Genomic DNA, 25966 nt, shown 5'->3' with positions numbered 1-25966 from the left:
GTTCACGCGGCCGGCGTCGGCGCGTCCAGCGGAGCGCGCACGATCAGCCGGAAACCGCCGTCCGGGCCCGGACCGGACTCGACCGACCCGCCGACCTGCGCGACCCGTTCCCCGAGCCCCGTCAGGCCGTTGCCGCCGACGCCCGGGGAGCTCTCGCTCGCCGCCGGGCCCGCCCCGTCGTCGGTGATCTCGAGGACGGCGCCCGCACCGAGGCGGCTGACCGAGATCCCGGCGGTACGGGCGCGGGAGTGCCGGACGATGTTGGTGACGCCCTCGCGGACGGCCCAGGCGAACAGGTCGTCGACCCCGTCCGGCAGGGGAGTGCCGGAGGTGCTGATCGACGGCTCGATGTCGGCGGCGACGAGCACCCCGCGGGCGTTGTCCAGTTCTTCGGAGAGGTCGCGCCGCCGGTAGCCGCTGACCGTCGCGCGGACGTCCGTCAGCGCCTGCCGGGCGACGGTCTCGATGTCCTTCATCTCGCCCAGGCTCTTGGCCGGGTAGCGGTCGGCGATGCGGACCGCGACCTCGCTCTTCAGAACGATCAGCGACAGCGTGTGGCCGAGCAGGTCGTGCAGGTCGCGTGCGATGCGCAGCCGCTCCTCGTTCGCCGCGAGCCGGGCGACCTCACTGCGCGCCTCCTGCAGTTGCGCGATCAGGATCCGGCTGCCGCGGAAGCTCAACATGATCAGGCTGATGGTGAACGTCTGGAAGGTCAGCAGGAACACCGTGCCGCCGGAGACGTGGGTGATCTCGCACAGCCCGAAGGTCAGCGCCGTGGCGGCGAGGACCCCGCGCATCGCCCACGCGGGCGGCAGCGTCATCGCGTACCCGACGCCCAGGTAGATCGGCATCCCCGCCCACTCCTGACCGAAGAGGAGCGGGTAGCCGACGGCCATGGCCGTGACGATCCCGAGGAGGACATAGGTACGGCGCGTCGTGGCCCCGGACCAGATCCGGTTGCCGATGGCCAGCGCGAGGAAGGCCGCCACGAAGCTCAGGAGGGCGAGGACCGACAGCACGATGCGGGTCGTGGAGCGTTCGTGGCTCACGTCGGCCAGCGGCCAGACCACCAGGTAGACCATGCCGACCGATATCCCGACGAGACGGCGCCAGCGGGACGGACTCGTCCCGCCGGCGCCTTCGGGGAAGAAAGGGTTCATCGAGATCGAACGGTAGCGCGGCGGTAGGCCGCGATGGCCAGAATGCCGAGGACCAGCGCCCAGCCGGCGAGGACGAGGCCGTCGGAGGCGGCCGGGGTGTGCCCGCCGGCGGCGCTCCAGCCCAGCTGGGCGAACCGGTTGGACGGCAGCCAGTGGGAGACCTGGCGCAGGGCCTTGGGCAGCGAGTCGACCGGCATCCACAGGCCGCCGAGGATCGACAGGCCGAAGTAGCAGGCCAGCGTGACCGGGTGGGCGGCGTCGGCGCCGACCAGCGAGCCGATCAGGGTGCCGAGCGCGGCGAACGGCAGCGTGCCGAGCCACATGAGGCCGATCATCGCGGCCCACTCACCGGGCGACAGGTGGACGTGCTGCGTCAGCGCGGCGGCGAGCCCGACCAGGACGATCGCGGGCAGGGCCAGGAACATCGACGCGAGCGTCTTGACGACGATGACCGCCCAGGGGCGCAGCGGGGTCACCTGGAGCTGCTGCAGCCAGCCGCTCTGCCGTTCGCCGGCGAGCCGGGCTCCCGTCGTGGTCAGTGCGGCCCCGACCGCCCCGAAGGAGGCCATCGACACGAGCAGGTACGTCTTGGCGTCCAGGCCGGTGTGGCCGACCGTGCCGGGGCCCTTGCCGAAGGTGTTGGACCACAGGAGGTAGAAGACGACGGGGATGGCCATGGTGAAGAAGACGAAGCGCCGGTCACGGAACATGCGCCGGATCTCCAGGCCCAGGTAGCGAAGCATCGTATGCGTCCTTTCAGCCGAGCCGAGCCGAAGCCGAAGCCGAAGCCGGAGTCAGCGGTCGTGGGTGAGGGAGAGGAAGGCGTCTTCCAGATCGGCGCCCTTGACCTCCAGGTCGGTGACCCGCAGGCCCGTGGCGTACAGCGCCTGGACGGTCGCGTCCGGGTCGGTGGTGTGCAGCCGCGCGACCGGCCCGCGGACGTCGACGGCGCTGACGCCGGGCAGCGCGTCCAGGCCGGCCGTGGGCTGGTCGCCGATCGTGAACCGTACGGTCCCGGCCCCGGCCGCCGCCTTGATCTCCTGGGGGGTGCCGTCCGCGACGACCCGGCCCCGGGCGATGACGATGACCCGGTCGGCGTTCTCGTCCGCCTCCTCCAGGTAGTGGGTGGCGAACAGGATGGTCCGGCCGGCGGCGGCGTACTCCCGCATGCTCGCCCAGAACGACCGGCGGGACTCGACGTCCATCGCCGCGGTGGGCTCGTCCAGCACGAGGAGCCGGGGCGCGCCGGCGATGGCGATCGCGAACCGGACCCGCTGCGCCTGCCCGCCGGAGAGCCGGTCGGCCCGGCGGCCGGCGAGGTCGGTCAGGTTCGCCAGCGTGAGGATCTCCTCCAGCGGCATCGGGTCGGGGTACAGACCGCGGACGAAGGAGACGACCTCGCGGACGGTCAGCCCGGGGATGAGGTCGCCGTCCTGCAGCATCGCACCGACCCGGCCGTGCTTGACCGCGGCGTCGGGGGTTTCGCCGAAGACGCTGATCTCGCCCGCCGTAGGCCGTACGAGACCGAGCAGCATTCCGATCGAGGTGGACTTGCCGGCTCCGTTCGGGCCGAGCAGCGCGACGGTGCTGCCGTCCTCGATGGTGAGGTCCAGCCCCTCGACGGCGCGGACGGCTCCGTAGCTCTTGGCGACCCCGGTGAAGGCGATGGCGTTCATGGAAAGAACGTTAGATTCGCGCCGGTCAGCGCCCTAGTGTGCCCGATCCTGGGTTCGCGATGACATTTGTCATCGCCGATCCAGGGCCGTTGATCAGGGCCGGGGCCGTACGAGCCCCTGGTCGTAGGCGAAGATCACCAACTGCACCCGGTCGCGGGCGTGCAGTTTCGTCATGATCCGATGGACGTAGGTCTTGGCGGTGGCGGGGCTGAGGTGCAGCTTGGCGGCGATCTCCTCGTTGGTGAGGCCGTACGCGATCTGCAGCAGGACCTCCCGCTCCCGCTCGCTGAGCACCTCGAGGTCCTTGCCGCCGGGCTCCGGGTGCTCCGGCTGGGCGACGAGCTCCTTGATCACCCGGCGGGTCAGGCCGCGGCCCAGCAGGGCCTCTCCCGAGGCGACCACCCGGATCGCCTCGAGAAGGTCGTCCGGGTCGGTGTCCTTGAGGAGGAACCCGGCGGCCCCCGCCCGCAGGGCGCCGAAGATGTACTCGTCGTGCTCGAACGTCGTGAGGATCAGAACGTGCACGTCGGGCAGCGCCGGGTCGGAGGTGATCCGGCGGGTGGCCTCGATGCCGTCCATGCCCGGCATCCGGATGTCCATGAGGACGACGTCCGGAACGACGGCGCGGGCCATCTCGACGGCGCGGACGCCGTTGCCCGCCTCGGCCACGACGTGCATGTCCTCGGTGGAGTCGATGAGCATACGGAACCCGGCCCGTACGGTCGTCTGGTCGTCTGCCAGCAGGACGCGGATCGTCATGCGGATGTCTCCTTCAACGGCAGACGGGCGTGGACGCGGAAGCCGCCGCCGGGAAGCGCCGTGGTGTCCAGGCGGCCGCCGATCGCGGTGACGCGTTCGCGCATTCCCTGGATGCCGATTCCGCCGCCCTCGCTGGGCGTGGCCGGAGCACCGTCGTTGACGACGGAGACGTCCAGGTGGTCGTTCGCGCAGGCGATCGCGACGACGATCTTGGTGACGTCCTTCGCGTGCCGGCAGACGTTGGTCAGGCTCTCCTGGATGATCCGGTACACCGTGAACCCGACGATCGCCGGAATCTTCCGGTCGTCGAGGTAGGACTTGAAGGTCACCGGCAGGCCGCCGAGCCGCACCTGCTCGATCAGCACGGGCAGGTCCTCGATTCCGCGTTCGGGGTTCTTGAGCGGTGCGGTGCCCTCGCGGAGCAGGCTCAGCGTGCTGCGGATCTCCCGGAGGGCCGAGTTGCTGACCCCTTTGATCTGACCCATCGCGTCCCGGCACGCCCCTGGATTGCGCTCGACGATGCGGGAGCTCACCGATGCCAGCACGTTGATCGACATCAGCGCGTGCCCGACGATGTCGTGCAGTTCCCGTGCGATGCGCACCCGCTCCTCCGCGACCCTGCGCAGCGCCTCCTCGTCGCGTTCCCGCTCGGCGCGCTCGGCCCGCTCCTCGACGTCGCGGACGTAGACCCGCTGGGTCTGCACCCAGGCGCCCGCGAGGACGGCGAAGACCACCCAGCCGAGGTCACGGACGTTGCGCAGCGTGTAGGAGGGGATATTCGCGATCAACTCGGAGAGGGTGAACCCGATGATGATCGTGCCGACCGCCGCGGCCAGTGCCGTGCCGCGCGAGCAGTAGCGGCCGACCGCGTACAGGGCGATGAAGGTCGCCGGGGTCATCGGGTACGACCACCGCAGATGCACCGCGAGTAGCGCGGTGAACAGCAGGCAGCCGGCGAGCGTCACCAGGGGGAGGCGCTTCTTCGCCAGCAACAGGGCCGCGCTGGCTCCGCTCAGCGGTATCTCGAACCTTAGATCCTTTTTTCCGTAAATGAACAGAATGGACACGGCGAAGACCCCGGCCGACAGGATCATGTCGGCCGGAGTGACGGGCCTCCCGGCCCGCGCCGTGGATCCCCTCACAGCCACATTCCGATCATCGGTCGTTACATGTCTCGTCAACCCCAAAACACGGCAAAGCCGCAGGTCAACCGGGGGTGTACGGAGAAGTGTCAACCAGGGGTGGACGGAATGCCCTGTGCGTCTCACATAGCGTAGCTAATGCAAGACCACGGACCACCTTGTACGGCCGGACCGTCGTGATGAATTGGGGGATTCAACGGGGGACACGACGAAACGGCCGGATCCGCAGGCCTTGGATCTGTACCCGTCCAGGCTGCGAAGGTGAACGCCCGCGAGCTGTGCTTCTTTGGGGGAAGGGGCCGGTCGCGGGCGTTCACATGCCCGGGTCCGGCACACTCCCCGGCGAACCCGTCAGACGGCCGCCAGCACCTCGTACCGCACCGGGATCACCCCGGAGAGGACCCCGCCGATCGCCCGCATCGCCGCCGCGGACAGGTCGAGGCACCGGCCCGGGACGAACGGGCCGCGGTCGTTGATCCGGACGACGACGGAGCGGGCGTTGCTCAGGTTGGTCACCCGGACCCGCGACCCCATCGGCAGCGTGCGGTGCGCCGCCGTGAGCGCCTCCGGGTCGTACGGCGCGCCGCTCGCGGTCGCCGGGCCGGCCGCGTAGAACGACGCCTCACAGCTGCCGCCGCCCAGGACCCTCGTCTTCGGCGCCCGGCGGGCCGGCCTCCGCGCCGCCCGCCGCCGTACGGGCCGGGTACGGACCGGGACACGGCGGAGCGCACGAGCCGCCCGTCCGGGCAGGTGCGGCGGGGCCGCGGGGACGACCGCCGCCCCGACGTCCGCCCGTGGCGCGGACCGCCCGGATCCGATCAGGGTCGCCACGGTCGCGGCGAGCGTCGCGGCGGCGAGCCCGGCGGCGGTCAGGAGACCGGTACGGAGACGTGCGGATCGGTGAACCTGGCGATGCCGGCCGGAACCACCCACGAAGCGTCCTTCGGTAGGGAACAGGACATCGGGCCACCGGCCGGAACCCGGCCGACGGCCCGATCGGGCGCGGAACGCCGAGGCTCCGCGCGCGAGTTCCCGACGATAGGCGGCTACCGACCGTGATCGTGGCTGACTCGCCGTTTTCGGTCGGGGTTACCCCGGAGCTACTCGGCCGCGCCCTCGAGAGCGACGGCGCCCTCCTCCTCGGCGGCGCCCTCGGCGATCGCCGCCTGGACCTCCGCGCGGCGTTCGGCCAGCTCCTGTTCGTGCTTGGCCCGGTCGATGTCCTCGGCGATCTGCTCGTCCTGCTTCATGAGCTGGACCAGGTCGCCCTTGGCGGCGTCCAGCACGCCCATGTCCGCGTACGCCTTCTGCACCTTGTCGCCCCACAGGCCGATGTCGCGGACGCACGGGACGATCCGGCTGAACAGCAGCGACTGGTAGAGCTGGTACACGGGACCGTTGTCGACGTAGGCCATGCACTCCTTCACCGGCATGCCGAGCGTCTCGAAGATCTCCTTGCCCTTGAAGCGGTCGCGCATCAGGTAGCAGCCCTCGACGACGAACTCCTCGCGCTCGGCCCGCTCCTTCTCGGTGAGCTCGGCGTAGTAGTCCTTCAGCGCGAGCCGGCCGAACGCCACGTGCCGTGCCTCGTCCTGCATGACGTACGCGAGGAGCTGCTTGACCAGCGGGTTGGTCGACATGTCGCGGTAGAGGCCGAAGGACGCCAGGGCCAGGCCCTCGATCAGCACCTGCATGCCGAGGTAGGGCAGGTCCCAGCGGCCGTCGGTGAGCGACTCCTCCAGCAGCTTGGCCAGGTCCTGGTTGATCGGGTAGTACATGCCGAGCTTCTCGTCGACGAACTTCTTGTACAGCTCGACGTGCCGGGCCTCGTCCATGACCTGGGTCGCGGCGTAGAACTTCGAGTCGAGGTCGGGCACGGATTCGACGATTCGCGCCGACACGGTCAGCGCGCCCTGCTCACCGTGCAGGAACTGGCTGAACAGCCACGCGCCCTGGTGCCGGCCGAACTCGTCGCGCGCCTCCTGGGGCATGCGGTCCCAGACGTCCGACCCGACCAGCGGGTTGAACTCCTCCGGGAACCCGGCGACGTTGTTGACGTCCACGGGCAGGTCCCAGTCAATGCGCTTCTGGGCGTCCCACTGCTTATCCTTGCCCTTCTGGTAGAGGGCCAGGAGGCGGTCCCGGCCGTCCTCGTACTCCCAGGTGAACCGTGCCGCGCCGGAGGCGGGCACGTCCCAGGTGCCGTCGGGAACAGGGCTCGTGTAGCGGTCGCGCATCGTCATCGGGGGAACCTCCCGAGGGACCCGAGGGATCGGCTTTACATTTGTTGGTAGCACGTAAAGCACGCCTCGTGAAGGTCGTACCCGATATTCACTCCGAATCGGACGCGCGGGCGGCGTAGTAGACGGCCGCCATGTCCTCGTCGCCGTGGCCGAGTTCGACGGCCCGCCGCAGCTGGTCGCGCACGGCCTCGGCGACCCGGGGCCGCGCGCCCGCCGCCCGGCCGGCGGACGCGACCAGACCGGCGTCCTTGGCGGCGCCGATCGCCTTGAAGCTCGCCGGCAACTCCCCGGACAGGATCGCCTTGCCCTTCATCTGGGCGTACTGCGAGTCGAGCGACCCGCCCGCGATCGTCTCCAGGAACAGCCGCGGATCCAGCCCGAACGCCTCCGCCAGTGCGATCGCCTCGCCGGTGGCCGTGGTCAGCGCGAGCACCCAGCTGTTCAGGACGAGCTTCAGCCGGGACGCCTCGGTGCCCTCGCCCACCCGGACCGTACGGGAGCCGATCGCGTCGAAGACCCGATCCGCGCGCTCGTCCCGGGCACCGGCGGCCAGGACGACGAGCGCCGCGTCCTCGGCGGGCTTGCGGGTGCCCAGCACCGGACAGTCGATGAAGCGCACGTCGCGCTTGCGGGCCAGGTCCGCGAGACGGTCGGCGGCCTCCGCCCCGACCGTGCTCATCTGCGCCCAGACCGCGTCCTCCTCCATCGCCGGGAGCACGCCGGCCATGACGTTCTCGACGGCCTCGCCGTCGTGCAGCATGGTGATGACGACCTCGGCGCCGTCGGCGGCCTCGGCGGGCTCGTCGCACACCCGTGCGCCGTCGGCCGCGAGCGGCTCCGCCTTCGCACGGGTACGGTTCCACACACGCACGGCGAATCCGGCGCGCAGCAGGTTGCGGGCGATCGGCTCGCCCATGATCCCGGTTCCGAGTACGGCGACGGTGAGCTCATCCATGGCGACTCCTCTACCCAGGCCGGGACACATGATCCGATATCAACCGGCGTTTCCGATTACAGCCTTTCACCCGGGCCGCAGCCAGGGCCCGGACGGGGTTCGCATGGGGCCTCCGGCGGAGGGACGGGGGCTCCAGCGGAGGCACCGGGCTCCGGCGGAGGCACCGGGCTCCGGCGGAGGGGCAGGGGCTCAGGCGGAGAGGCGGGGGCTCAGGCGGAGAGGCGCCGGGCGAGTTGCCCGGCGGCGCGGCGCATGATGGGCACGACCTCCTCGATCACCTCGTTGGTCAGCCGGCCGTGCGGCCCGGACACCGAGATGGCGGCCAGAGTCGGCGTGTCCGTGATCGGGACGGCGACGCACCGCACCCCGATCTCCTGCTCCTGCTCGTCGAGGGCGTAACCGCGCTGCCGGATGCGCGCCAGCTCCTCCACCAGCGCCGCCGGATCGGTGATCGTGTGCGGCGTGTAGGCGGGCATGCCGGTACGGGCGATGATCTCCCGGACCACCGGCTCGGGCAGCTGCGCCAGCAGGGCCTTGCCCACCCCGGTGCAGTGCGGCAGGACCCGCCGTCCCACCTCGGTGAACATCCGCATCGAGTGCCGTGACGGGACCTGCGCGACGTACACCGCCTCGTCGCCCTCCAGCAGCGCCATGTTCGCCGTCTCACCGACCTCGTCGACCAGCTGGGCGAGCGCCGGGCGTGCCCACGAGCCGAGCAGGCGCTCCGAGGTCTCCCCGAGCCGGATCAGCCGTGGACCGAGGGCGTACCGCTTGGACGGCCCCTGCCGGACGTACCCGCGGTTCACCAGCGTCCGCATCAGCCGGTAGATGGTCGGCATCGGCAGCCCGGACACCTCGGCGAGCTCGGTCAGGGCCAGCTGGCCACCCGCGTCCGCCAGATGCTCGAGCAGCTCGAAGGCGCGCTCCAGCGAGCGCACGCCCGACGCGGATCGCTCCACCGGCGCCTCGGCGGGCCGTTCCCCGGCAGCTCGTTCCCCGGCGGGGAGCGCGGTCGGCGGGTGCGCGGACGGCATCCCCGGATCCTCGGTCGCCACGCGGACTCCTCTCGACACCTGACGGAAAGTGTAGAAACAAGGTTCGGCTTCGCTGAAACGCTCACCGGCCGTGGTTACGCTCCGCGATCGTGCGGTAGTAGTGGGAACGATCGCCTCACGGGCTCCCGGCCCGTCCCCCCGGAGGCCGACAGGCGTTCGTGGGGGTACAGCTGTGAAGCCGGTGTCCAGGACGATGCTGGCCGCCGTCGGTACGGCCGCGGTGACCGTTCCGGCGATCGCGTGGCGGATCCCGCTTCCGGAGCCGGCGCTGCCCGCGTCGGCGCTGGTCGCGCCCGCGCCGACCGGCGCGGCGGTCATCAGGCCGGCGGCGCCGGTACGGGACGTGAGCCTCGACGCCTCGGTCGAGGTCGCCGCGGTGACGCCCGGAGTGGTGGAGTACGCGGTCCGGGTACGGCCGGCCGGCGGCACGGCGACCGGCGTACGGCTGGTGCTGACGACCGAGGGACCGGCGGCCTGGGAGCCGCCCGCGACGCCCTGCGTGACGAGCGGGTCGACGACCGTGCTCCACTGTGACCTCGGCGACCTGGCCGCCGCGCGGACACTCCGGGTGCGGATACGGACGAACGGATTCCTCCGCGGCGAGCCGCCCGTCACCGTGGAGGCGAGCGCGACCAACGCCTCGCATCGTTCGGTGGCCCTGCTGCGGACCGTCCGGCCTTCGGCCGGCCTCACCCGGCCGGCCCCGGTCCCGGCGACTCCCGCACCGGCGGTCTCGGCCGGTGCCGCGCCGGACCCGAGCCTGCACGCCGCCGCCTCACCGGCAGGAGGCGCCTCCGCCGCAACGGTGAATCTGAGGCCACTCGCGTCATCGGAGCCGTCGCCCCCGGCCCCGTCCTCGCAGCTCCCGTCGTCGCAGGACAAGGCGGGCGACACCCGGTCCGTACGGGCGCCGGCCACCGCATCGCCGTCCACGTCACCACAGGCCGTGGTGTCCGGTTCCCCCTCTCCCGGCCCGGCGTCCGGCGCCGCGGTCCCGACGGCCACCGGGTCACCGGCCGGACCGGGGAGCGCCCGACCGTCGAGCGGTGCGGTGAGCAGCGGGCCGTCGAGCGTCCCGGGGAGCGCCGCTCCGGCGACGACGCCACGACGGACGCCCCGCCCGCCGGCCGCGGGCCTCCGAGCCCGGCCTTCTGTCCCGGGTGCTGCCCACCCGCAGGGTCCCGCCTCCGTTCCCGCCCGGCTGCGGGTTCCGGGCCGGCCTCAGGGCGGGCCGGCCGCGACCGGAGCGGTGCGGCCGTCTCCGAAGGGCGGTCCGGCCGCCAAGTCCCTCAAGCCCGCGCACGCGCGAACGCCGGCGCCGGCCGGGGCGGCGGCTCCACCCGCTCCACCCGCACCGCCGGTTCCACCGGCCGAACTCGTCGGGCCGGTCGGTGGGGTGGGTGTGGACGCGGGCGCCGCAGCCGTGCCCCAGCCCGGTCCGGCCGTTGCCGCCGCTCCCGTCGTTCCGGGGGCGAGCGCCTCCGGGCGGCCGTCGGCGGGTCCGACCACGCCGGTGCTGCCGAGTGTCGAGCTCGGGCCGGCGGCCATGCCGCCCCGGCCTGAGGGCACGTCCGAGTTGACCACCGTCACACCGACCGGTGCCCGGGAGGGCCGGAGATCCTGGACGGCCGCGCTCGGGGTCGCCGTGGCCGCCGAGACGCTTCTGCTGTGGCTGGCCAGTCTGGTGATCCTGCGACGGAACCGGGTCGTGCAGCCGTTGCGGCGGCGGATGCGGTCGATCAGGCCCAAGGTGCTGGGCCCCACCCGCTGAGGTCTTCCGGAGCCATCATGATCAAATAAGCGGCGAGCCAAAAACGTTCCCTCTTACGGCGATCGTTATTAGTCTTACTGATCGCCGAATTCGTTCACAGGGGAGCCGCAATGGCTGCGACGGGGATGACGTGTCCGAAGTGTTCCGGCGAATGGGACGTTCGGGAACGTAATGGGGTAATGATCGAGGAATGCGTCGGTTGTCACGGCGTCTTCCTCGACCGCGGGGAGCTGGAACGCCTGATCGACGCCGAGAGCGACTACCTGGCCAATCTGGACGCCGACACCGACGGAGCCGGGTCCTACCACGGCCGCCACCGGCGGGGGATCATGCACCAGATCTTCACTCCCGCGGAATAGCGGGGACGGTGCCCGGGCGGCTTTCCGCCGCCCAGAGATCTTGATAAGGGCCGGGCACTTCCGTGAGGGCGCGGTGGGTGCCGCGCTGGACGATCCGGCCACGGTCGAGTACGACGATCTCGTCGGCCGCCGCGAGGGGCGCGAGCCGGTGAGTGACGAGCACGACCGTGCGCCGGTCGGTGAGCAGGTCCGTGATCAGCCGGTCCGCGGTCGCGAGGTCGAGGCCCTCGGTGGGCTCGTCCAGGACCAGGATCGGCGGATCGGCCAGCAGCGCGCGGGCGAGCAGCAGCCGTTGCCGCTGCCCGCCGGACGATCGGGCGTCGCCGGCGAGGGTGTCCCAGCCTTCGGGCAGCGTCTCGATCCAGCCGAGCAGGCCGGCTCGCCGTGCGGCGTCGGCCGCCTCGGCGTCGGTGGCGTCGGGCCGGGCCAGCGCCACGTTGGCCCGGATCGAGGCGTTGAAGACGTGCGCGTCCTGGGTGAGGCCGCGCACGGTCGCCCGTACGTCACGCGGATCGTACGCGTCCAGCGGCGCGTCGCCCAGCAGGACCACGCCCTCGGCGGCCCTGACCTCGCCGGTCAGGACGCCGATCAGGGTGCTCTTGCCCGCGCCGCTGGCGCCGACCACGGCGAGCTTGTGTCCGGCGGGAACACGCAGGTCGACGCCGTCCAGCGCCGGGGCGGAGCCGCCTCCGTCGCGTACGTACGACACGCGGACGCCGCGCAGGTCGAGCGCCGGGCGCAGGACCGGAGCCGGGACGAACACCCGGCGAGGGCGTGGCCGCCCGCCGGCCCGTAGCAGGTCGAGGACCCGGAGGGCGGCGGGCCGGACCTCGGACAGTCGCCGGGCGGCCTCGGCGACGGGCAGTACCGCGTCCACCGAGGCCAGGGCGGTCAGCGTGAGCACGGTGACCAGGACGCCGTCCGCGCCGCTCCGGCGGGCCGTCCAGAGCACGGCGAGCACGGTGGCGCCCTGAACGGCCGTGCCGAGGGCCGCGACCGCCGCCTCGACCGCCCCGGCCCGCCGCTCCAGCCGCGCGAGCCGGCCGGCGGCGGCCTCGGCGCGGGCCGTGAAGCGCCCGGTCGCGCCGAACGCCGCGAGGTCCGCCGCGCCGCGTTCCAGGTCGAGGGCGTGGACCGCGAGGTCGGCGCGGGCCTCGGCGGCGCGGCGGGCGTCCGCCCGCGCGGCGAGGGCGGCGAGGGCCGGCGAACCGGCCCCGGCGAGCACGACACCCACGGCCAGGACCGCGCCGGCCGCAGGCAGCAGGACGGCCGTCACCGCGATCGCGGCCAGGCCCGTGAGCCACGCGACCGAGGCGGGCAGCAGGCAGCGCAGCAGGAGGTCCTGAACGGACTCGACGTCGGCGACCATCCGCTGCACCGCGTCCGCGTCCCGTGGCGTTCCCGGCGACGTCTCCTCGGCCGGATCGGCGGAACGACGCAGCGCCTCGTAGACGCGGACGCGCAGACCGGCGAGGACGCGGAGGGCGGCGTCGTGCCCGACGAGCCGTTCCACATAGCGCAGGACGCCCCGGAACAGCGCGAACGCGCGGACGCCCACGATCGCCAGGGCCAGTGCGGACAACGGCGGATGCTGTCCCGCCCGCGCGATGAGCCAGGCGGCCGTCGCGGTCAGCGCGACCGTGCAGAACTCGGCACTCGTACCGGCGGCCACCGCCCCGGCCAGACGCAGCCCTTCCCGCCTCTCGACCAGCCGTCTCAGCACGCGCACACCTCCCGTCCGTTCAGGCGGACGACGCGGTCGGCGATGGACAGCAGCGCCGGGCGGTGCGCGACGAGCAGCCCGGTACGCCCGTCGAGCAGCCGGGCGGCCGCGTCCGCGACCGCCGCCTCGGCCGCCAGGTCGAGCCGCGCCGTCGGCTCGTCCAGCACCACGATCGGCGCGTCCATCAGGTGGGCGCGGGCGATCGCGATGCGCTGCCGCTGCCCGGTGGACAGGCCGAGCCCGCGCTCGCCGATCGGCGCGTCGTACCCGCCCGGCAACGCGGTGATGAACTCGTGGGCGGCGGCGGCCTCCGCGGCGGCGCGTACGGCGTCGTCCTCCGCGTCGGGCCGGCCGAGACGGATGTTGTCCGCCACCGTGCCCGCGAACAGGTGCGGCCGCTGCGGCACGTACGCGACGCGGCTGCGCCACACGGTCAGGTCCAGTTCGGCGAGGTCGTGGCCGTCGACGAGGATCCGGCCGCTCTCGGGGACGACGAAGCCGAGCACCGCCCGAAGCAGGGTCGTCTTGCCGGCGCCGCTCGGGCCGGACAGCGCGACCCGTTCACCCGGCTCGACGGTCAGCGACAGGCCGTCGAGGGCCGGCGCGCCGGCGCCGGCGTAGCGGACGACCAGGTCCCTGACCTCGATCCGCGCCGCCCGCCGCTCGCTCACCGCCGCCCGCCGCTCGCTCACCGCCGGGGGCCGCTCGCTCGCCGCGGGCGGGCGCGGATCGCCCGACTCCCGCAGCTTCGCCGCGGGCCCGGCCCGTTCCTCCGTTCCGACGAGTGAGCGCGGAGCGTCCGGCTCGGCGAGGATCTCCGCCACCTGGTCGAGGACGGCGCGCCCCTCGGCGGCGGCGTGGAACCGGGTCCCCAGGAGCCGCAGCGGCAGGTACGCCTCCGGCGCCAGGAGGAGCACCAGCAGGGCCGTCCGCAGGCCGATCGAGCCGTTCAGCAGCCGGAGCCCGGCCGGCACCGCCACCAGCGCGACCGACAGCGTGCCGATGACCTCCAGCACGAAGGACGACAGGAAGGCGATGCGGAGGGTGCGCACGGTCGCCCGCCGGTGGCCGTCGGCCATGGCACGGACCACCTCCGTCTGCGCCTCGTCCCGGCCGTACGCGCGGAGCGTCGGCAGCCCGGTGACCACGTCGAGGAAGTGACCGCCCAGCCGGTGCAGCAGCCCCCACTGCCGCCGGGTCGCCTCCCTGGTCCGCCACCCCACGAGCGCGCCGAACACCGGGATGAGCGGCAGCGTCACGGCGATGACGAGCGCCGAGGGCCAGTCCGCCGCCACCAGCCGGATGAGCACCGCGAGAGGGATCACCGCGGCGGCGTACCGCTGCGGGAGGTATCCGGCGTAGAACGGGTCGAGGGCGTCGAGCCCCCGGCCGAGCAGCGTGACGTCCGCGGCCGGGCCGCCGGCCCGGAGGAGCCGGCGGCGCAGCTCCTCCTTGCGCCGGGCCGCCGTCCACCGGAACACGCCGCCCTGTCCCGCGAGGAGGACGGCGCGGCCGGTCAGGACCGCCGTCAGCGGCAGCAGCGGCGCGCCTCCGGCCAGCACGCGGGACAGCAGGTCGGCCTGGGCCACCACGAGCAGGCCCTGCGCGAGCGCGAACAGCAGGTAGGCCATCACAGGTACGACGGCCGTTCGACCCGGCCGCGGAAGATCCACCATACCCACGCCTGCGCCGCGAGCAGGACCGGGACCAGCGGGCCGATGACCGTGAGCGTCAGGGTGGTGTCGTCCGCGGGGGAGACGTGCGGCAGATTCAGCCCGCCGAGGAGCGGCACGACGGTGATGGCGAGCGCGGACGCCGCCAGCGCCCACCCGTTCCGCGTCCACCCGCTCCGCTCTCGGCCGTCCCGCGCCGGTCCGTCCGGTGCCGACCCGCTTCGCTCCCGGCCGTCCCGCGCCGATCCGTCCCGCGTCCGGCCTTCGGCGGCGCCGGGCCGTGCGAGCGCGATCCACGCGCCGGCCAGCACCGCGGCCAGCGCGACCGCGACGGGCGCCGTCCTGCCGAGGTCGTCGGTCCCCGCGCCGACGGCGCAGGGCACGCCGGCGAGGAGCGCGGCCCGGACCACCCACCGCGCCACCGCGCGCGCGGCGTCGGTGCCGAGCCGTACGACGGCGAAGACCGCGCCGTGCAGCGCGAACAGGCCGCACGTCGTTCCGGCGAACAGGAGCCCGCCGCCGCCCATCAGCACGCCGATCGTCGCGCCCCAGGACGCGGCGACGCCCCAGCTGCCCGCGACGATCGCCCCGTCCCAGACGCGCCGCCAGGTCCGCCCCGCCTGACGGCCGCGCAGCCACAGCCCGGTGTCGCGCAGGATCCACGCGGCGATGAGGACGATCAGCGCGCCCCAGGCCCGGCCGAACAGGTCGGCCTCCAGAGCGGGGAACAGCGCGGTCAGCAGGCCGGCGGAGGCGACCAGCCAGACCTCGTTGCCGAGGAAGAAGGGGGCGATCGCCGCGAGGGTCAGCCGGCGGTCGCGGCCGAGGAACGGCAGCAGCATGCCCACGCCGATGTCGGCGCCGGCCAGCAGGAAGTACCCGACGACGAAGAAGCCGAGCAGGGAGAACGCGAAAGTGTCCACGAGTGCGCTCCGGGTCAGAAGGAGGGGACGGGCTCGGGCCGGGAGGGGAGCTCGGACCGGCCGAGCGCGGCGCCGTCCGGGCCGAGCCGCGCGTACCGCCGGAGCAGCGTGACGTTCACGACGACGAGAACCGCGAACAGGACCGTCACGCCGGTGAACGCCGCGAGCATCGCCCCGTGGCCGACCGGGCGTACGGCGTCCTCGGTGCGCAGCACGCCGTAGATCAGCCAGGGCTGGCGCCCGGTCTCGCGGTAGATCCACCCGGCGAGCATGGCCACGTACGGCAGGGGCAGCGTCGCCGTCACGACGCGCAGGAAGATCCGCCCGCGTAGGAGCCAGCCGGTGAACGGCAGCTTGACCAGCGCGATGAGGGCCACGGCGAACATCCACGCCCAGGCCGCCATCATCGTCTCCGCGGCGAGCCCGCTGAGGGGGTGGACGCCGGCGGCGTGGGGCGCGTAGGGGAACTGCAGGCCGCCGGACGCCGCCGACGGCAGGATGCCGAGGAGGACGGCGATCAGGCCGATCCGCAGCGACCGGCGGTAGAACTCCGGCTCGTGCGAGCGCAACAGGTGCCAGGCGCTCATCCCGGCCATGAAGAACCCGGCGGTCAGGAAGGCTCCGGCGACGACGTGCGCGAGCGGCAGCAGCGCCGCCGGGTTCGTGAACAGCGCGCCGGCGGAGTCGACGCGCAGCCCGCCGCCGGTCCGTACGTATCCGACGGGGTGGTTGAGGAAGCCGTTCGCGACGAGGATGAAGTACGCCGACGCGTACGCGGTCAGCGTGACGATCCAGATCAGGGCCAGGTGGGCGTAGCGGTTGAGCCGGTCCCACCCGAAGATCCACAGCCCGAGGAACGTCGCCTCGACGAAGAAGGCGACCAGGGTCTCCAGGGCGAGCGGCGTCCCGAAGACACCGGGGGCCCGATCCGCCAGACCCGGCCAGGCCAGTCCGAACTGGAACTCCATCAGCAGCCCGGTGACGATCCCCACCGCGTAATTGATGACGTACAACTGACCCCAGAACCGCACCATCCGCACGTGCACGGCGCCGCCCCCGAACACCGCCCTGGTCTGGATGATCGCGACGAGCGTCGCGAGGCCGAGCGTCAGCGCGACGAACAGGAAATGCGTCCCCGCGGTGAGGGCGAACAACGATCGGGCGAGCGCCAGGGTGCTCAACGGTCCTCCAGGTCCGGTCGCGGTCTTCGTGCGACGGGGCCCGTGGGAGTCCCCTCGGGCCGGGCACCCTGGTAGCGAAGCGGATCAGGCGGTCATACGGCGTCCGGCTACGTGTTACATCTGCCGTACATCCGGTGGTGCAGCGGCCCCGTCGGCCCTACCGCGTGCGCGGTAGGGCCTCGTCCGGAAGGAGGAGACCCGGCCCGGGGCTCAGCCGAGCCAACCGGGGCGGACCAGCCCCGACTCGTACGCCAGGACGACGAGTTGCGCCCGGTCGCGGGCGCGCAGTTTGGTGAGGACCCGGCTCACGTGCGTCTTCGCCGTCGCCGGGCTGACGACGAGCCGCTCGGCGATCTCGTCGTTGGACAGCCCCGCCGCGACGAGTTCGAGGACCTCGCGCTCGCGGTCGGTCAGGGCGTTCAGCTCGACGGACGGCGGCGGCTCCTTGATGCGCGCGGCGAACTCCCCGATCAGGCGGCGGGTCACCGACGGCGCGAGGAGGGCGTCGCCGCGCGCCGCGACCCGTACGGCGTGGATGAGCTCGATCGGCTCGGTGTCCTTGACCATGAAGCCGCTGGCCCCGGCCTTGAGCGCGCTGTAGACGTAGTCGTCCAGGTCGAACGTCGTGAGGATCACGACCCTGACGTCGCGGAGGCGTTCGTCGGCGACGATCCGCCGGGTGGCCTCCAGCCCGTCGAGGACGGGCATCCGGATGTCCATCAGGACGACGTCGGGGCGTTCGGCCGCCGCGAGGCGCACCGCCTCGGCTCCGTCACCGGCCTCGGCGATCACGCTGATGTCGTCCTCGTTGTCGAGGATGGACCGGAACCCGGCCCGTACGAGCGTCTGGTCGTCGGCCAGGACGACCCTGATGGGGGAACGCACGCGCCCATCATCACATCGACGGGCCGGGCCCTGCGTCGATCACGCCGCGGGCTTGAGGACCACCTTCGTCCAGCCGTCCTCGCGGCGGTCGAACCGCTCGTACGCCTCCGGCGCCCGGTCAAGCGGCAGCTCGTGGCTGACGAGGAAGGACGGCTGGGCCTTGCCGGCGGCGATCAGGTCGCGCAGCTGCCGGTTGTAGGCCTTGACGTTGGCCTGGCCGGTGCCCATGCGCAGGCCCTTCTGGAAGAACAGCCCCATGTCGAACGGGAGCTTCCCCTGCTTGGCCAGCTCACCCGGGGCCTTCGGATCCTCCGGGACGAAGACCCCGACCACGCCGATCGCGCCCGTGGCGCGGACGGAGGCGACGAGGTCGTTCATCGTCAGCTCGGGGTGCTCGTCGCCCTGCGGGTCGTGCGCCTGCCAGCCGACGCACTCGCAGCCCTTGTCGGCGCCCTCTCCGCCGGTCAGCTCCATGACCTGCTCGACGGGCGAGCCCTTGCGGGGGTCGACCGGGATGGCGCCGATCTTCTCGGCCAGCGCGAGCCGGTCGCTCTGGTGGTCGACGACCATCACCTTGCTCGCGCCGATGAGCTGCGCGGAGTAGGCCGCCATCAGGCCGACCGGCCCGGCGCCGTACACGACCACGGAGTCCCCGGGCGCGACGTCGGCGAGCTGCGTCGCGTGATGCCCCGTCGGCCAGATGTCGGCCAGCATCACGTAGTCGTTCTCCTTCTCCTCGGCGTCCGGCGGCAGCCGCAGGCAGTTGAAGTCGCCGTACGGCACCCGCAGCAGCTCGGCCTGGCCGCCGGAGTACGGGCCCATGTCCGCGTAGCCGTACGCGCCGCCGGCGAAGCCGGGGTTGACGGACAGGCAGAACGCGGTGAACCCGCGCTCGCAGTTCTTGCAGAACCCGCAGGCGATGTTGAACGGCAGGCAGACCCGGTCGCCGACCTTCACCCGGTCGACGGCCGAGCCGACCTCGATCACCTCGCCGAGGTTCTCATGGCCGAGCACCTTGCCCTCTTCGACGTCCGTCCGCCCTTCGTACATGTGCAGGTCGGAGCCGCAGATGTTCGTCGTGGTGACCCGGACCAGGACGTCGGTCGGCCGTTCGATCCGCGCGTCGGGGACGTCCTCGACCCGTACGTCCTTGGAACCGCGGTAGACCACTGCCTTCACGTGACGCTCCCTCCATCCGTACCGCTCACACGTGTCCCTCGGTCGCCTACCCGGACACGAATCCCCAAACGTCGCGTCGGATACCGGGCGGATCCTGTCCGGTATTCGCTCTACGGTCGTCTCATCGCAGTTCAGAGCACACGGGAGTACGCCATGCAGTTCGCCTCGATCCGCGTCATCACCGAGGACGTCGCCCGCCTCGCCGACTTCTACGAGAAGGCCACCGGCCAGGCGGCGAAGCGGTCCACGGACGACTTCGCCGAGATCATCACCCCGGTCGGGACGCTCGCCATCGCGAGCACCCGCACGGTCCAGGCCCTCGGCGCGAACGCGCCCCGGCCGGCCGCCAACCAGAGCGTCATCATCGAGTTCCGCGTCGACGACGTCGACGCGGAGTACGAGAACCTCAAGCGCTTCGACGTCGACTTCGTGAACGAGCCGACCACGCAGCCGTGGGGCAACCGGTCGCTGCTGTTCCGCGACCCCGACGGCAACCTGGTCAACTTCTTCGCCCCCGTCACCCCGGAGGCCCTCCAGCGCTACGAGCGATAGAGCGGCGTCCGCAACGCGATTCTTCCGCCGGCGCCAACGGTCACGGGTCAGGCGACGAGTCGTGTCACCAAACGGCGCTCGTGCTTCGGCAGGTTGGCCACACCTCGACGGACGGTAAGAGCAGCGGTGATCAGGGCGCAGGCCTGTGCCGTCTCAACGGCGACGTGGTCGACGGCACCCAGTCTCGCCTTGTGCAGCCAAGTGGACACCTCCGCCCATGAGTAGAGGCTCGCCTTCGGCCGGGCGACCCGGGGGGAAGGGAATCCCCCCGGTCCTCGTTCGCCTGTGATCCAGTAGCGTGCCGAGGCGGCGGTTACCTTCGCTCGCTCAGCGATGTCCTCCGCAGTCACAAGATCTTCGGTGACACCGGTGGCGGTCATCCCGGCTTCCTCGACGTCCCTGACAGCAGAGATGATGGCCTGAATCGCGTCATCGGCCTCTCGGGAGAACATGATCACGCCTCCGTCCTCCCCGGCCTGAACGGTCGCGTCGATGCCGTCGGCGGCTGTCAGTACATCTCCTAGCGCCTCGGCGTGCCTGTCGGTGACACGTCCGGCCACGTTCACGTCGAACCAGTACACGTTCACTAGACCTCCTCGCCGGAGCAGGTGTGCGGGCACCGTGTCAACGTCCGCTTGATCTTCGTGGCTTCATGCTCCGGGACTCTGGGCGTACGCCATCCAGCGGCCTCTAAGTCGCGGATCGCTGCGAGGATCTCCTTGGCGGCCATGTTGCGTACAGTACAACTGCTGTTGTGCCCAGACGAACATCTTCCATGCATTCGAACACTCCATCTTCATCGTTGACGAGCCCCGTCACCCAGCCCTGAGGCAGCCGGTCGCTGCCGTTCTGGGGCCTGGATCAAAACGCATGTCACAACCGTGGATCACGCGGTGTCTTGAGGCCGAATCCCTGAGACGGAGGAGACACCATGGCCGAGAACACCGAGGTCCTCGTGGTCGGCGGCGGGTACGCGGGCGTCATGGCCGCGAATCGCCTGACGCAGCGCGGCGACGTGACCGTGACGCTGGTCAACCCCCGCCCGGCCTTCGTGGAGCGGATCCGCCTGCACCAACTGGTAGGCGGATCCGACGACGCGGTCGTCGACTACCGGAAGGTCCTGGCCGACGGCGTACGGCTGGTGGTCGACACCGTGACTCGAATCGACGCGGCCGGGCTCTGCGTGACCCTGGCGGCCGGCGGCACGGTCGGCTACGACTATCTGATCTACGCGGTGGGCAGCGACAGCACCGACGCGGGAGTGCCCGGAGTCGCGGAGTTCGCCCATCCGATCGCCACCCTGGAGGAGGCGCAGCGGCTGCGGCCGGTCCTCGACGCCGCGCCCGCGTCGACCGCGGTGACGGTCGTCGGAGCCGGCCCGGCCGGCATCGAGACCGCCGCGGAGCTGGCGGAGAAGGGCCGCGCCGTGACCCTGGTCTGCGGCGGGGAGCTCGGCCCGTACCTGCATCCCCGGGGCCGGCGCGCGGTAGCCGGGCGGCTGGCCCGGCTCGGCGTGACCGTGCTCGACGGTCCCGGCACGAACGTGACCGCCGTGACCCGCGAAAGTGTGCGGCTCGGTGACGGTCGCGAGCTGCCGAGCGGGCTCACCATCTGGACCGCCGGGTTCGGTGTCCCGGACCTGGCCGCGCGCAGCGGGCTGAGCACCGACGCGTTGGGTCGCCTGCTCACCGACGAGACGCTGACGAGCGTGGACGACGTGCGGATCATCGCGGCCGGGGACTCGGCAGCACCGTCGGGCCTGCCGTTCCGGATGGGCTGCCAGTCCGCGGTCCAGCTGGGCCCGCAGGCCGCCGAGACGGTGCTCAGCCGGCTCGCGGGTGAGCGGCCGACGCCCGTCAGCGTCGGGTTCGCCGGGCAGTGCATCAGCCTGGGGCGTCGCTTCGGCGTCTTCCAGTTCTCCCACCGGAACGACACCGCGACGAGGTTCCACCTCGGCGGCCGCGTGGGCGCGAAGGTGAAGGAGTTCGTGTGCCGGAGCACCGTCTGGCAACTGGGGTACGAGGCGCGCAAGCCCGGCGTGCGAACCTGGTGGGCCAAGGACGCCCAGCGCCGGCGGCTGCTGGAGGCCCGGGACGGCGAGGCGCCGATCATCACCGAACGGGCGGCCCAGGCATGAGCGACCACACCACCGACCCGGCGACCGAGGCCTTCGTCGCCCATCGCAACCTGCTCTTCACCGTCGCGTACGAGATGCTCGGATCGGCGGCCGACGCCGAGGACGTCCTGCAGGAGACCTGGCTGCGCTGGGTCAGGACCGACCTGGACCAGGTGCGCGACGAGCGCGCCTACCTGGTCCGGATCACGACGCGGCAGTCGCTCAACCGGCTGCGCACGATGAAGCGCCGCAAGGAGGCGTACGTCGGCCCCTGGCTGCCCGAGCCCCTCCTCACCGCGCCGGACGTCGCCGAGGACGTCGAACTCGCCGAGAGCATGTCGATGGCGCTCATGCTCGTCCTCGAGACGCTGGGACCGACCGAGCGCGCCGTCTTCGTGCTGCGCGAGGCCTTCGACGTCGGCTACGACGAGATCGCGGCCGCCGTCGGCAAGAGTCCCGCGGCCGTCCGCCAGATCGCCCACCGCGCCCGCAAGCACGTCGACGCCCGGCGTCCCCGCGAGGCGGTTCCGGCGAGCCAGGCCCGGGCGGCCCTGGAGTCGTTCCGGCGCGCGCTCGAGACCGGGAACCCGCAGGCCCTCCTCGACGTGCTCGCCCCCGAGGTCGTCCTGGTGAGCGACGGCGGCGGCGTCAAGCAGGCCGCGCTGCGGCCGATCACCGGCGCCGAAAAGATCGTCCGCTACATGCTCGGCGGCATCGGCAAGACCAAGGCCGCGATCACCGCCGAACCCACCGTGGTCAACGGCGGCCCGGCGCTCCTCATCCGGGTGGACGGTGAGATCGACGGCGCCATGGCGATCCGCGTCGAGAACGCCCGCATCACCGGCCTGTACTACGTCCGCAACCCGGAGAAGCTGACCCGCGTCGATTCCGAGATCCCGCTCACCCTCCGATGACGGATGCGCCGGCGGTCGGTGCGCATGGGGAGCCGCAGGCACCAGGGATCATGAGCAGGGCCGGCGCCGCCCGTCAGGGCGCGGGCAGGGGGAGCGTGGCGTGGATCAGGAAGCCGCCGCCGGGGCGGCCGGTCGCGGTGAGGGTGCCGCCGACGGCGGTGGCGCGTTCGCGCATGCCGCGGATGCCGTTGCCCTCGCCGGCGGCGGGGCCGCGCCCGTCGTCGGCGATCTCCACGGTCACCCGGTCCGGGTCGTACCGGACCAGGACGGTCGCGGTCGCCGGGCCGGCGTGCCGTACGGCGTTGGTGAGCGCCTCCTGGACGATGCGGTAGGCGGCCAGGTCGACCGGGGACGGCAGGGGTGCGCGCTCGCCGGAGACGGTGAGGTCGACGGGCAGTCCGGCCTTCCTCGTCTGGGCGATCAGGTCCTCCAGGTGGTCGAGCGACGGCGCGGGGGCCAGCGGCTGGGCCTCGTCGACCTGGCGGAGGACGCCGAGGGTCGTGCGCAGTTCCCGCAGCGTCTCCTTGCTCGCGTCCTTGATCGCGCTGAGCGCGGCGTACGCCTGTTCGGGGTCGCGCCGGTGCAGGGCGGCGCCCGCCTGCACGTTGATCAGTGAGATCTTGTGCGCGAGGACGTCGTGCAGTTCGCGGGCGATGCGCAGGCGTTCCTCGGTGGCGCGCCGCAGGGCCTCCTCCTCGCGGGTGCGCTCCGCCTCGGCGAGCCGTCGCCGCGCCTCGCTCAGGTACGCCCGGTGGTAGCGCGTCACCTCGCCCGCGATGACGACGACGAGCACCCAGGCGAGGACGCCGAGGAACCGCGCGGGGCGGCCCGGCCCGATCGCGAACTCGGCCCATCCGAACACCGAGAGCCCTGCCGCGGTCCCGACGTATGCGGCGATCCGCTGCCCCTGTGCCGCCGCGAGGTACGAGGCGACGGCGAACGTGAGCATCTCCGCGCCGTCCGGGAAGGGGCCGATGTAGTAGTAGGCGGTCGAGACCCCGACGACGGTGACGGCGAGGACCGGCGCCCGGCGGCGGACGGCGAGCGCGGCGACGCCGACGGCCATCATGGCGTACGCGCGGGCGTGGACGGGGCGGAAACCTCCCGCGTGCCACACGGTGCTGAGGGCCACGAGCACCCCGACGACCGCGGCCAGCAGGATGTCGGCGCGCTGTCCGCGCGGCAGCCGGGGCATTCTCACGTCTTGCACCGTAATGCAGCGCTTCCGGGTGTCCTCGGGGTGACCGGTAGGGGAAATGTTATGCCTTGTCACGCAGCGCTGATTCATCATTTAGCCCGTTTTGCCACACTTATCCCAGGCGCTACAGTTCCGCGTCGTATCACCGACAGTCGAAATGAGGGCAGTCGTGCGCGGAAACCGCCGCAAGAGACCTGATCGTGGCGGTATGTCGGAATACGTGACGTTCGAGGAGTCGACCTCGGCCGACGGTGCGGCGCCTCGCGACGGTGACACGTCCACCGCACCGCCTGCGGACGGGTACGAAGCGGCGAGCGGTGACGACGCGCCTCCGCGCGACCGGCGGAACGAGCCGTACGACGAGGCGCCCACGGGCGGACCTCGCGGACCGCGCGGCGAAGGGCCCGCCGGATGGCTTCCGTACGGCCCGGCGACTCCTCCGTATCCCGCCGAGGATGACGACGGCGGGCCCGCCGAGGCGCCGTCGGAGGTGACGCGCCCCGACCTGTTCGGGCACGACACCGCCGCCGGCGTCGAGCGCTCTGCCACCGGACCCCGCCAGACCATACGGCCCCGGGAGACGACAGGGCCCCACACCACCGCAGGATCCCGCGAGACCACAGGGCCCCGGGAGCGGCCGGCGGTCTCCGCCGGGTTGGGCACGGCCGGTGCCGGAATCCGCCCTCCGGATCCCTGGGATCTCGGTCCCGGCGACAGGGAACACGATCGGGCCGCGCGGCGCCGTAAGATCCGTGTGCTGACCGGTCTGGTCGCGGGGGTCACGGTCGTGGTGCTCCTGGTCGGGGCGGCCGTGTACGCGCTGTCCGGCAAGCCGGAGTGCGGCGGCAGCCCGATCGCGCTGAACGTCGCCGCGGCACCGGAGGTCGCGCCGGCCATCGTGGAGATCACCCGGACGTTCAACAAGGAACACCACTCCATCGACGGCAGGTGCGTCCAGGCCGGCGTGCAGGCGGCGGATCCGGCCGGAGTGGCCCGGACGCTCTCCGGCACGGTGCCGGCACCGGGGACGGCCAGGCCGGATGTCTGGATCCCCGACTCCTCCATCTGGCTCGCCATGGCGCACGTCTCCTCGGGCGCGGCCGAGGGCGGTCCGGCTCCGCTCTCCGTGGCCAGAACACCGGTCGTCGTCGCGACGACGCGCTCGCTCGCCACCGCGATGGCCGCGCAGAAGGTTCCGCTGAGCTGGGACACGCTGCTCAAGTCGGTGGCGTCGCCCTCCTCCGGTACCGGTGGGAAGGCCGGGATCTCGGCGAAGTCCGTCCGGCTGCAGATCCTCGATCCGGCGAGTCAGGCGGCCGGCATCGGCACGGTCGTCATGACCCGGGTCCTGCTGCAGCGCGACCCGAACGCCCTGTCGGTCTTCGGCCGGCTCGTCCAGGACGTGCGGAAGAACGTCTCGCCGACCACCCAGGCGTTGCTCGCCGGCCTGTCACGGAACCAGGACGGCAAGGCTCCCGTGCTGATCGCTCCCGAGCAGGCGGTGTGGAAGTACAACCACGCCACGACCGCCCCGGCGGCCGTGCTCTATCCCCGCGAGGGCGTGCTCGACCTCGACTACCCGTTCGCGGTGACCACCGGCGACCGTACCCGCGCCGGCGCCACGACCCTGCTGGCGCAGGCGATGAACACCGGACAGGCGCGGGCCGCCGTCCAGGCACTCGGTTTCCGCACCCCGGACGGCCGTCCCGGCAAGGACTTCGCCGCCGGCGGGCTGAACACCCAGGTCCCGCGGGCGCTGCCGACCCCGTCGGCCGACGACGTGACTCAGGCGATGCAGGTCTGGAGCAAGTTGTCGCTGACCGCCCGGGCGCTGTGCGTTCTCGACGTGTCGGGGTCGATGGCCGAGCCGGTCCGCGGCGGGGTGAGCCGCCTGCAGGCGACCGCGAAGATCGGAACGAGCGCGCTGGCGACCCTGCCCGACGACACCGACGTCGGCCTGTGGACGTTCTCCACCAGACTGGACGGCAGCCGGGACTATCGCGTCGACGTGCCGATCGGGCCGCTCTCGACCCGGTCGGGATCGGGCACGCGCCGTCAGGCGATCAACCACGTACTCGGCCGGATTCGCCCGAAGCCGGACGGCGACACCGGTCTGTACGACACCGTGCTCGCGGCGGTCCGCTCGCTGCGGAACACCTACAAGCAGGGCTACTACAACAACGTCCTCCTGCTCACCGACGGCAAGAACGACGATCCCTCCGGCATCTCCCTCAAGGAGCTGCGGCGCACGCTCGCGAAGGAGAACGACCCCGACAAGCCGGTCCCGGTCCTGGCCATCGGCTTCGGCCCGTCCGTCGACATGAGGACGATGCAGAGCATCGCCGAGGAGACCAACGGCGCCGCGTACCACGCGATGGACTCGTCGGACGTGCAGCGGATCCTGCAAGACATCATCGACCAGCGAATCTGCTCCACCCGAAAGTGCCGCTGAGCCCTGCGGCTCTTCCGCTTGTCACCGGCGTGACAAGGACGGTGCGGCGA

23 protein-coding genes are annotated in these 25966 nt (G+C 72.3%); 6 read left to right on the top strand and 17 right to left on the bottom strand.

The window, feature by feature from the left end; translation table 11 throughout:
- Positions 1-2: 2 nt before the first annotated feature.
- The 9 genes from NE234_RS16065 to NE234_RS16025 all read right to left on the bottom strand — a co-directional run bounded on the left by NE234_RS16065 (position 3) and on the right by NE234_RS16025 (position 8873).
- Positions 3-1160: a sensor histidine kinase gene (locus NE234_RS16065; RefSeq protein ID WP_252781087.1), complete on the bottom strand. Its 1158-nt coding sequence runs from the start codon at positions 1158-1160 to the stop codon at positions 3-5.
- Complete coding sequence (locus NE234_RS16060; protein ID WP_252781086.1) at positions 1157-1903, bottom strand: ABC transporter permease; 747 nt, start codon at positions 1901-1903, stop codon at positions 1157-1159. Before NE234_RS16060 ends, NE234_RS16065 begins: the two co-directional genes overlap by 4 nt.
- Positions 1904-1954: 51 nt before the next feature.
- Complete coding sequence (locus NE234_RS16055; protein WP_252781085.1) at positions 1955-2836, bottom strand: ABC transporter ATP-binding protein; 882 nt, start codon at positions 2834-2836, stop codon at positions 1955-1957.
- 93 nt (positions 2837-2929) lie between these two features.
- A complete protein-coding gene (locus NE234_RS16050) occupies positions 2930-3595 on the bottom strand; it encodes a response regulator transcription factor (protein WP_252781084.1) in 666 nt (221 codons plus the stop codon).
- The gene (locus tag NE234_RS16045) at positions 3592-4743 is read right to left on the bottom strand and encodes a sensor histidine kinase (RefSeq protein WP_252781083.1); all 1152 of its coding nucleotides are present in this window, start codon (positions 4741-4743) and stop codon (positions 3592-3594) included. Before NE234_RS16045 ends, NE234_RS16050 begins: the two co-directional genes overlap by 4 nt.
- A gap of 345 nt (positions 4744-5088) precedes the next feature.
- The gene (locus NE234_RS16040; protein WP_252781082.1) at positions 5089-5670 is read right to left on the bottom strand and encodes a septal ring lytic transglycosylase RlpA family protein; all 582 of its coding nucleotides are present in this window, start codon (positions 5668-5670) and stop codon (positions 5089-5091) included.
- A 167-nt stretch (positions 5671-5837) separates the two neighbouring features.
- Complete coding sequence (locus NE234_RS16035; protein ID WP_252781081.1) at positions 5838-6980, bottom strand: ferritin-like domain-containing protein; 1143 nt, start codon at positions 6978-6980, stop codon at positions 5838-5840.
- 88 nt (positions 6981-7068) lie between these two features.
- On the bottom strand, positions 7069-7935 hold the full coding sequence (locus tag NE234_RS16030) for an NAD(P)-dependent oxidoreductase (RefSeq protein ID WP_252781080.1): 867 nt from the start codon (positions 7933-7935) through the stop codon (positions 7069-7071).
- 209 nt (positions 7936-8144) lie between these two features.
- Positions 8145-8873 (bottom strand): IclR family transcriptional regulator, encoded by a 729-nt coding sequence (locus NE234_RS16025; protein WP_252781318.1) that lies wholly within the window; start codon positions 8871-8873, stop codon positions 8145-8147.
- 298 nt (positions 8874-9171) lie between these two features.
- Between NE234_RS16025 and NE234_RS16020 the strand changes: the two genes are divergently transcribed.
- Both NE234_RS16020 and NE234_RS16015 read left to right on the top strand, forming a co-directional pair.
- Positions 9172-10761, top strand: a complete 1590-nt coding sequence (locus tag NE234_RS16020; RefSeq protein ID WP_252781079.1) for a hypothetical protein — start codon at positions 9172-9174, stop codon at positions 10759-10761.
- A gap of 110 nt (positions 10762-10871) precedes the next feature.
- Positions 10872-11120 carry a TFIIB-type zinc ribbon-containing protein gene (locus tag NE234_RS16015; RefSeq protein WP_308206893.1) on the top strand — a complete coding sequence of 83 codons (249 nt, stop codon included), beginning with the start codon at positions 10872-10874 and terminating at the stop codon, positions 11118-11120.
- Here the strand turns inward: NE234_RS16015 and cydC are convergent.
- The 6 genes from cydC to NE234_RS15985 all read right to left on the bottom strand — a co-directional run bounded on the left by cydC (position 11104) and on the right by NE234_RS15985 (position 18684).
- Entirely contained in the window at positions 11104-12843 is a 1740-nt protein-coding gene (cydC, locus tag NE234_RS16010) for a thiol reductant ABC exporter subunit CydC (RefSeq protein ID WP_252781077.1), read from the bottom strand. The two genes, NE234_RS16015 and cydC, sit on opposite strands and share 17 nt — an antisense overlap.
- The gene (cydD, locus tag NE234_RS16005) at positions 12837-14474 is read right to left on the bottom strand and encodes a thiol reductant ABC exporter subunit CydD (protein ID WP_252781076.1); all 1638 of its coding nucleotides are present in this window, start codon (positions 14472-14474) and stop codon (positions 12837-12839) included. The genes cydC and cydD overlap by 7 nt, the downstream gene beginning before the upstream one ends.
- Positions 14474-15439 (bottom strand): cytochrome d ubiquinol oxidase subunit II, encoded by a 966-nt coding sequence (locus NE234_RS16000; protein WP_252781075.1) that lies wholly within the window; start codon positions 15437-15439, stop codon positions 14474-14476. The genes cydD and NE234_RS16000 overlap by 1 nt, the downstream gene beginning before the upstream one ends.
- 14 nt (positions 15440-15453) lie before the next feature.
- Positions 15454-16620 (bottom strand): cytochrome ubiquinol oxidase subunit I, encoded by a 1167-nt coding sequence (locus NE234_RS15995; protein ID WP_252781074.1) that lies wholly within the window; start codon positions 16618-16620, stop codon positions 15454-15456.
- A gap of 210 nt (positions 16621-16830) precedes the next feature.
- Entirely contained in the window at positions 16831-17505 is a 675-nt protein-coding gene (locus NE234_RS15990) for a response regulator (RefSeq protein ID WP_252781073.1), read from the bottom strand.
- Between the two features lie 39 nt (positions 17506-17544).
- Complete coding sequence (locus NE234_RS15985; RefSeq protein ID WP_252781072.1) at positions 17545-18684, bottom strand: glutathione-independent formaldehyde dehydrogenase; 1140 nt, start codon at positions 18682-18684, stop codon at positions 17545-17547.
- A 153-nt stretch (positions 18685-18837) separates the two neighbouring features.
- On the opposite strand from NE234_RS15985, the gene NE234_RS15980 reads away from it, so the two are divergent.
- Positions 18838-19236: a VOC family protein gene (locus tag NE234_RS15980; RefSeq protein WP_252781071.1), complete on the top strand. Its 399-nt coding sequence runs from the start codon at positions 18838-18840 to the stop codon at positions 19234-19236.
- Between the two features lie 47 nt (positions 19237-19283).
- Here the strand turns inward: NE234_RS15980 and NE234_RS15975 are convergent, their stop codons facing one another.
- Positions 19284-19823 carry a hypothetical protein gene (locus tag NE234_RS15975; RefSeq protein WP_252781070.1) on the bottom strand — a complete coding sequence of 180 codons (540 nt, stop codon included), beginning with the start codon at positions 19821-19823 and terminating at the stop codon, positions 19284-19286.
- Between the two features lie 344 nt (positions 19824-20167).
- Here NE234_RS15975 and NE234_RS15970 point away from each other — a divergent pair, with 344 nt between their 5' ends.
- The gene (locus NE234_RS15970; RefSeq protein ID WP_252781069.1) at positions 20168-21373 is read left to right on the top strand and encodes an NAD(P)/FAD-dependent oxidoreductase; all 1206 of its coding nucleotides are present in this window, start codon (positions 20168-20170) and stop codon (positions 21371-21373) included.
- Positions 21370-22266 carry an RNA polymerase sigma-70 factor gene (locus NE234_RS15965; protein ID WP_252781068.1) on the top strand — a complete coding sequence of 299 codons (897 nt, stop codon included), beginning with the start codon at positions 21370-21372 and terminating at the stop codon, positions 22264-22266. The genes NE234_RS15970 and NE234_RS15965 overlap by 4 nt, the downstream gene beginning before the upstream one ends.
- A 73-nt stretch (positions 22267-22339) precedes the next feature.
- On the opposite strand, the gene NE234_RS15960 is transcribed toward NE234_RS15965, so the two are convergent.
- Positions 22340-23461 (bottom strand): sensor histidine kinase, encoded by a 1122-nt coding sequence (locus NE234_RS15960; protein ID WP_252781317.1) that lies wholly within the window; start codon positions 23459-23461, stop codon positions 22340-22342.
- A 211-nt stretch (positions 23462-23672) separates the two neighbouring features.
- Between NE234_RS15960 and NE234_RS15955 the strand changes: the two genes are divergently transcribed.
- Positions 23673-25916 (top strand): substrate-binding domain-containing protein, encoded by a 2244-nt coding sequence (locus NE234_RS15955; RefSeq protein ID WP_252781067.1) that lies wholly within the window; start codon positions 23673-23675, stop codon positions 25914-25916.
- The last annotated feature ends 50 nt before the right edge of the window (positions 25917-25966 follow it).

Origin of the sequence: Actinoallomurus rhizosphaericola (genome assembly GCF_024055675.1) — a bacterium.
GTDB lineage: Bacteria > Actinomycetota > Actinomycetes > Streptosporangiales > Streptosporangiaceae > Actinoallomurus > Actinoallomurus soli.
This window is presented reverse-complemented; position numbering and strand designations above follow the sequence as displayed.

Bases quoted from the DNA above. Each gene is read 5' to 3' on its own strand.
- NE234_RS16015 (WP_308206893.1), top strand. From the start codon at position 10,872: ATGGCTGCGACGGGGATGACGTGTCCGAAGTGTTCCGGCGAATGGGAC.
- NE234_RS16030 (WP_252781080.1), bottom strand. From the start codon at position 7,935: ATGGATGAGCTCACCGTCGCCGTACTCGGAACCGGGATCATGGGCGAG.
- NE234_RS15965 (WP_252781068.1), top strand. From the start codon at position 21,370: ATGAGCGACCACACCACCGACCCGGCGACCGAGGCCTTCGTCGCCCAT.
- NE234_RS16050 (WP_252781084.1), bottom strand. From the start codon at position 3,595: ATGACGATCCGCGTCCTGCTGGCAGACGACCAGACGACCGTACGGGCC.
- NE234_RS16035 (WP_252781081.1), bottom strand. From the start codon at position 6,980: ATGACGATGCGCGACCGCTACACGAGCCCTGTTCCCGACGGCACCTGG.
- NE234_RS15955 (WP_252781067.1), top strand. From the start codon at position 23,673: ATGTCGGAATACGTGACGTTCGAGGAGTCGACCTCGGCCGACGGTGCG.
- NE234_RS15980 (WP_252781071.1), top strand. From the start codon at position 18,838: ATGCAGTTCGCCTCGATCCGCGTCATCACCGAGGACGTCGCCCGCCTC.
- NE234_RS15960 (WP_252781317.1), bottom strand. From the start codon at position 23,461: ATGCCCCGGCTGCCGCGCGGACAGCGCGCCGACATCCTGCTGGCCGCG.
- NE234_RS15970 (WP_252781069.1), top strand. From the start codon at position 20,168: ATGGCCGAGAACACCGAGGTCCTCGTGGTCGGCGGCGGGTACGCGGGC.
- NE234_RS16065 (WP_252781087.1), bottom strand. From the start codon at position 1,160: ATGAACCCTTTCTTCCCCGAAGGCGCCGGCGGGACGAGTCCGTCCCGC.
- NE234_RS16055 (WP_252781085.1), bottom strand. From the start codon at position 2,836: ATGAACGCCATCGCCTTCACCGGGGTCGCCAAGAGCTACGGAGCCGTC.
- NE234_RS16060 (WP_252781086.1), bottom strand. From the start codon at position 1,903: ATGCTTCGCTACCTGGGCCTGGAGATCCGGCGCATGTTCCGTGACCGG.
- cydD (WP_252781076.1), bottom strand. From the start codon at position 14,474: ATGGCCTACCTGCTGTTCGCGCTCGCGCAGGGCCTGCTCGTGGTGGCC.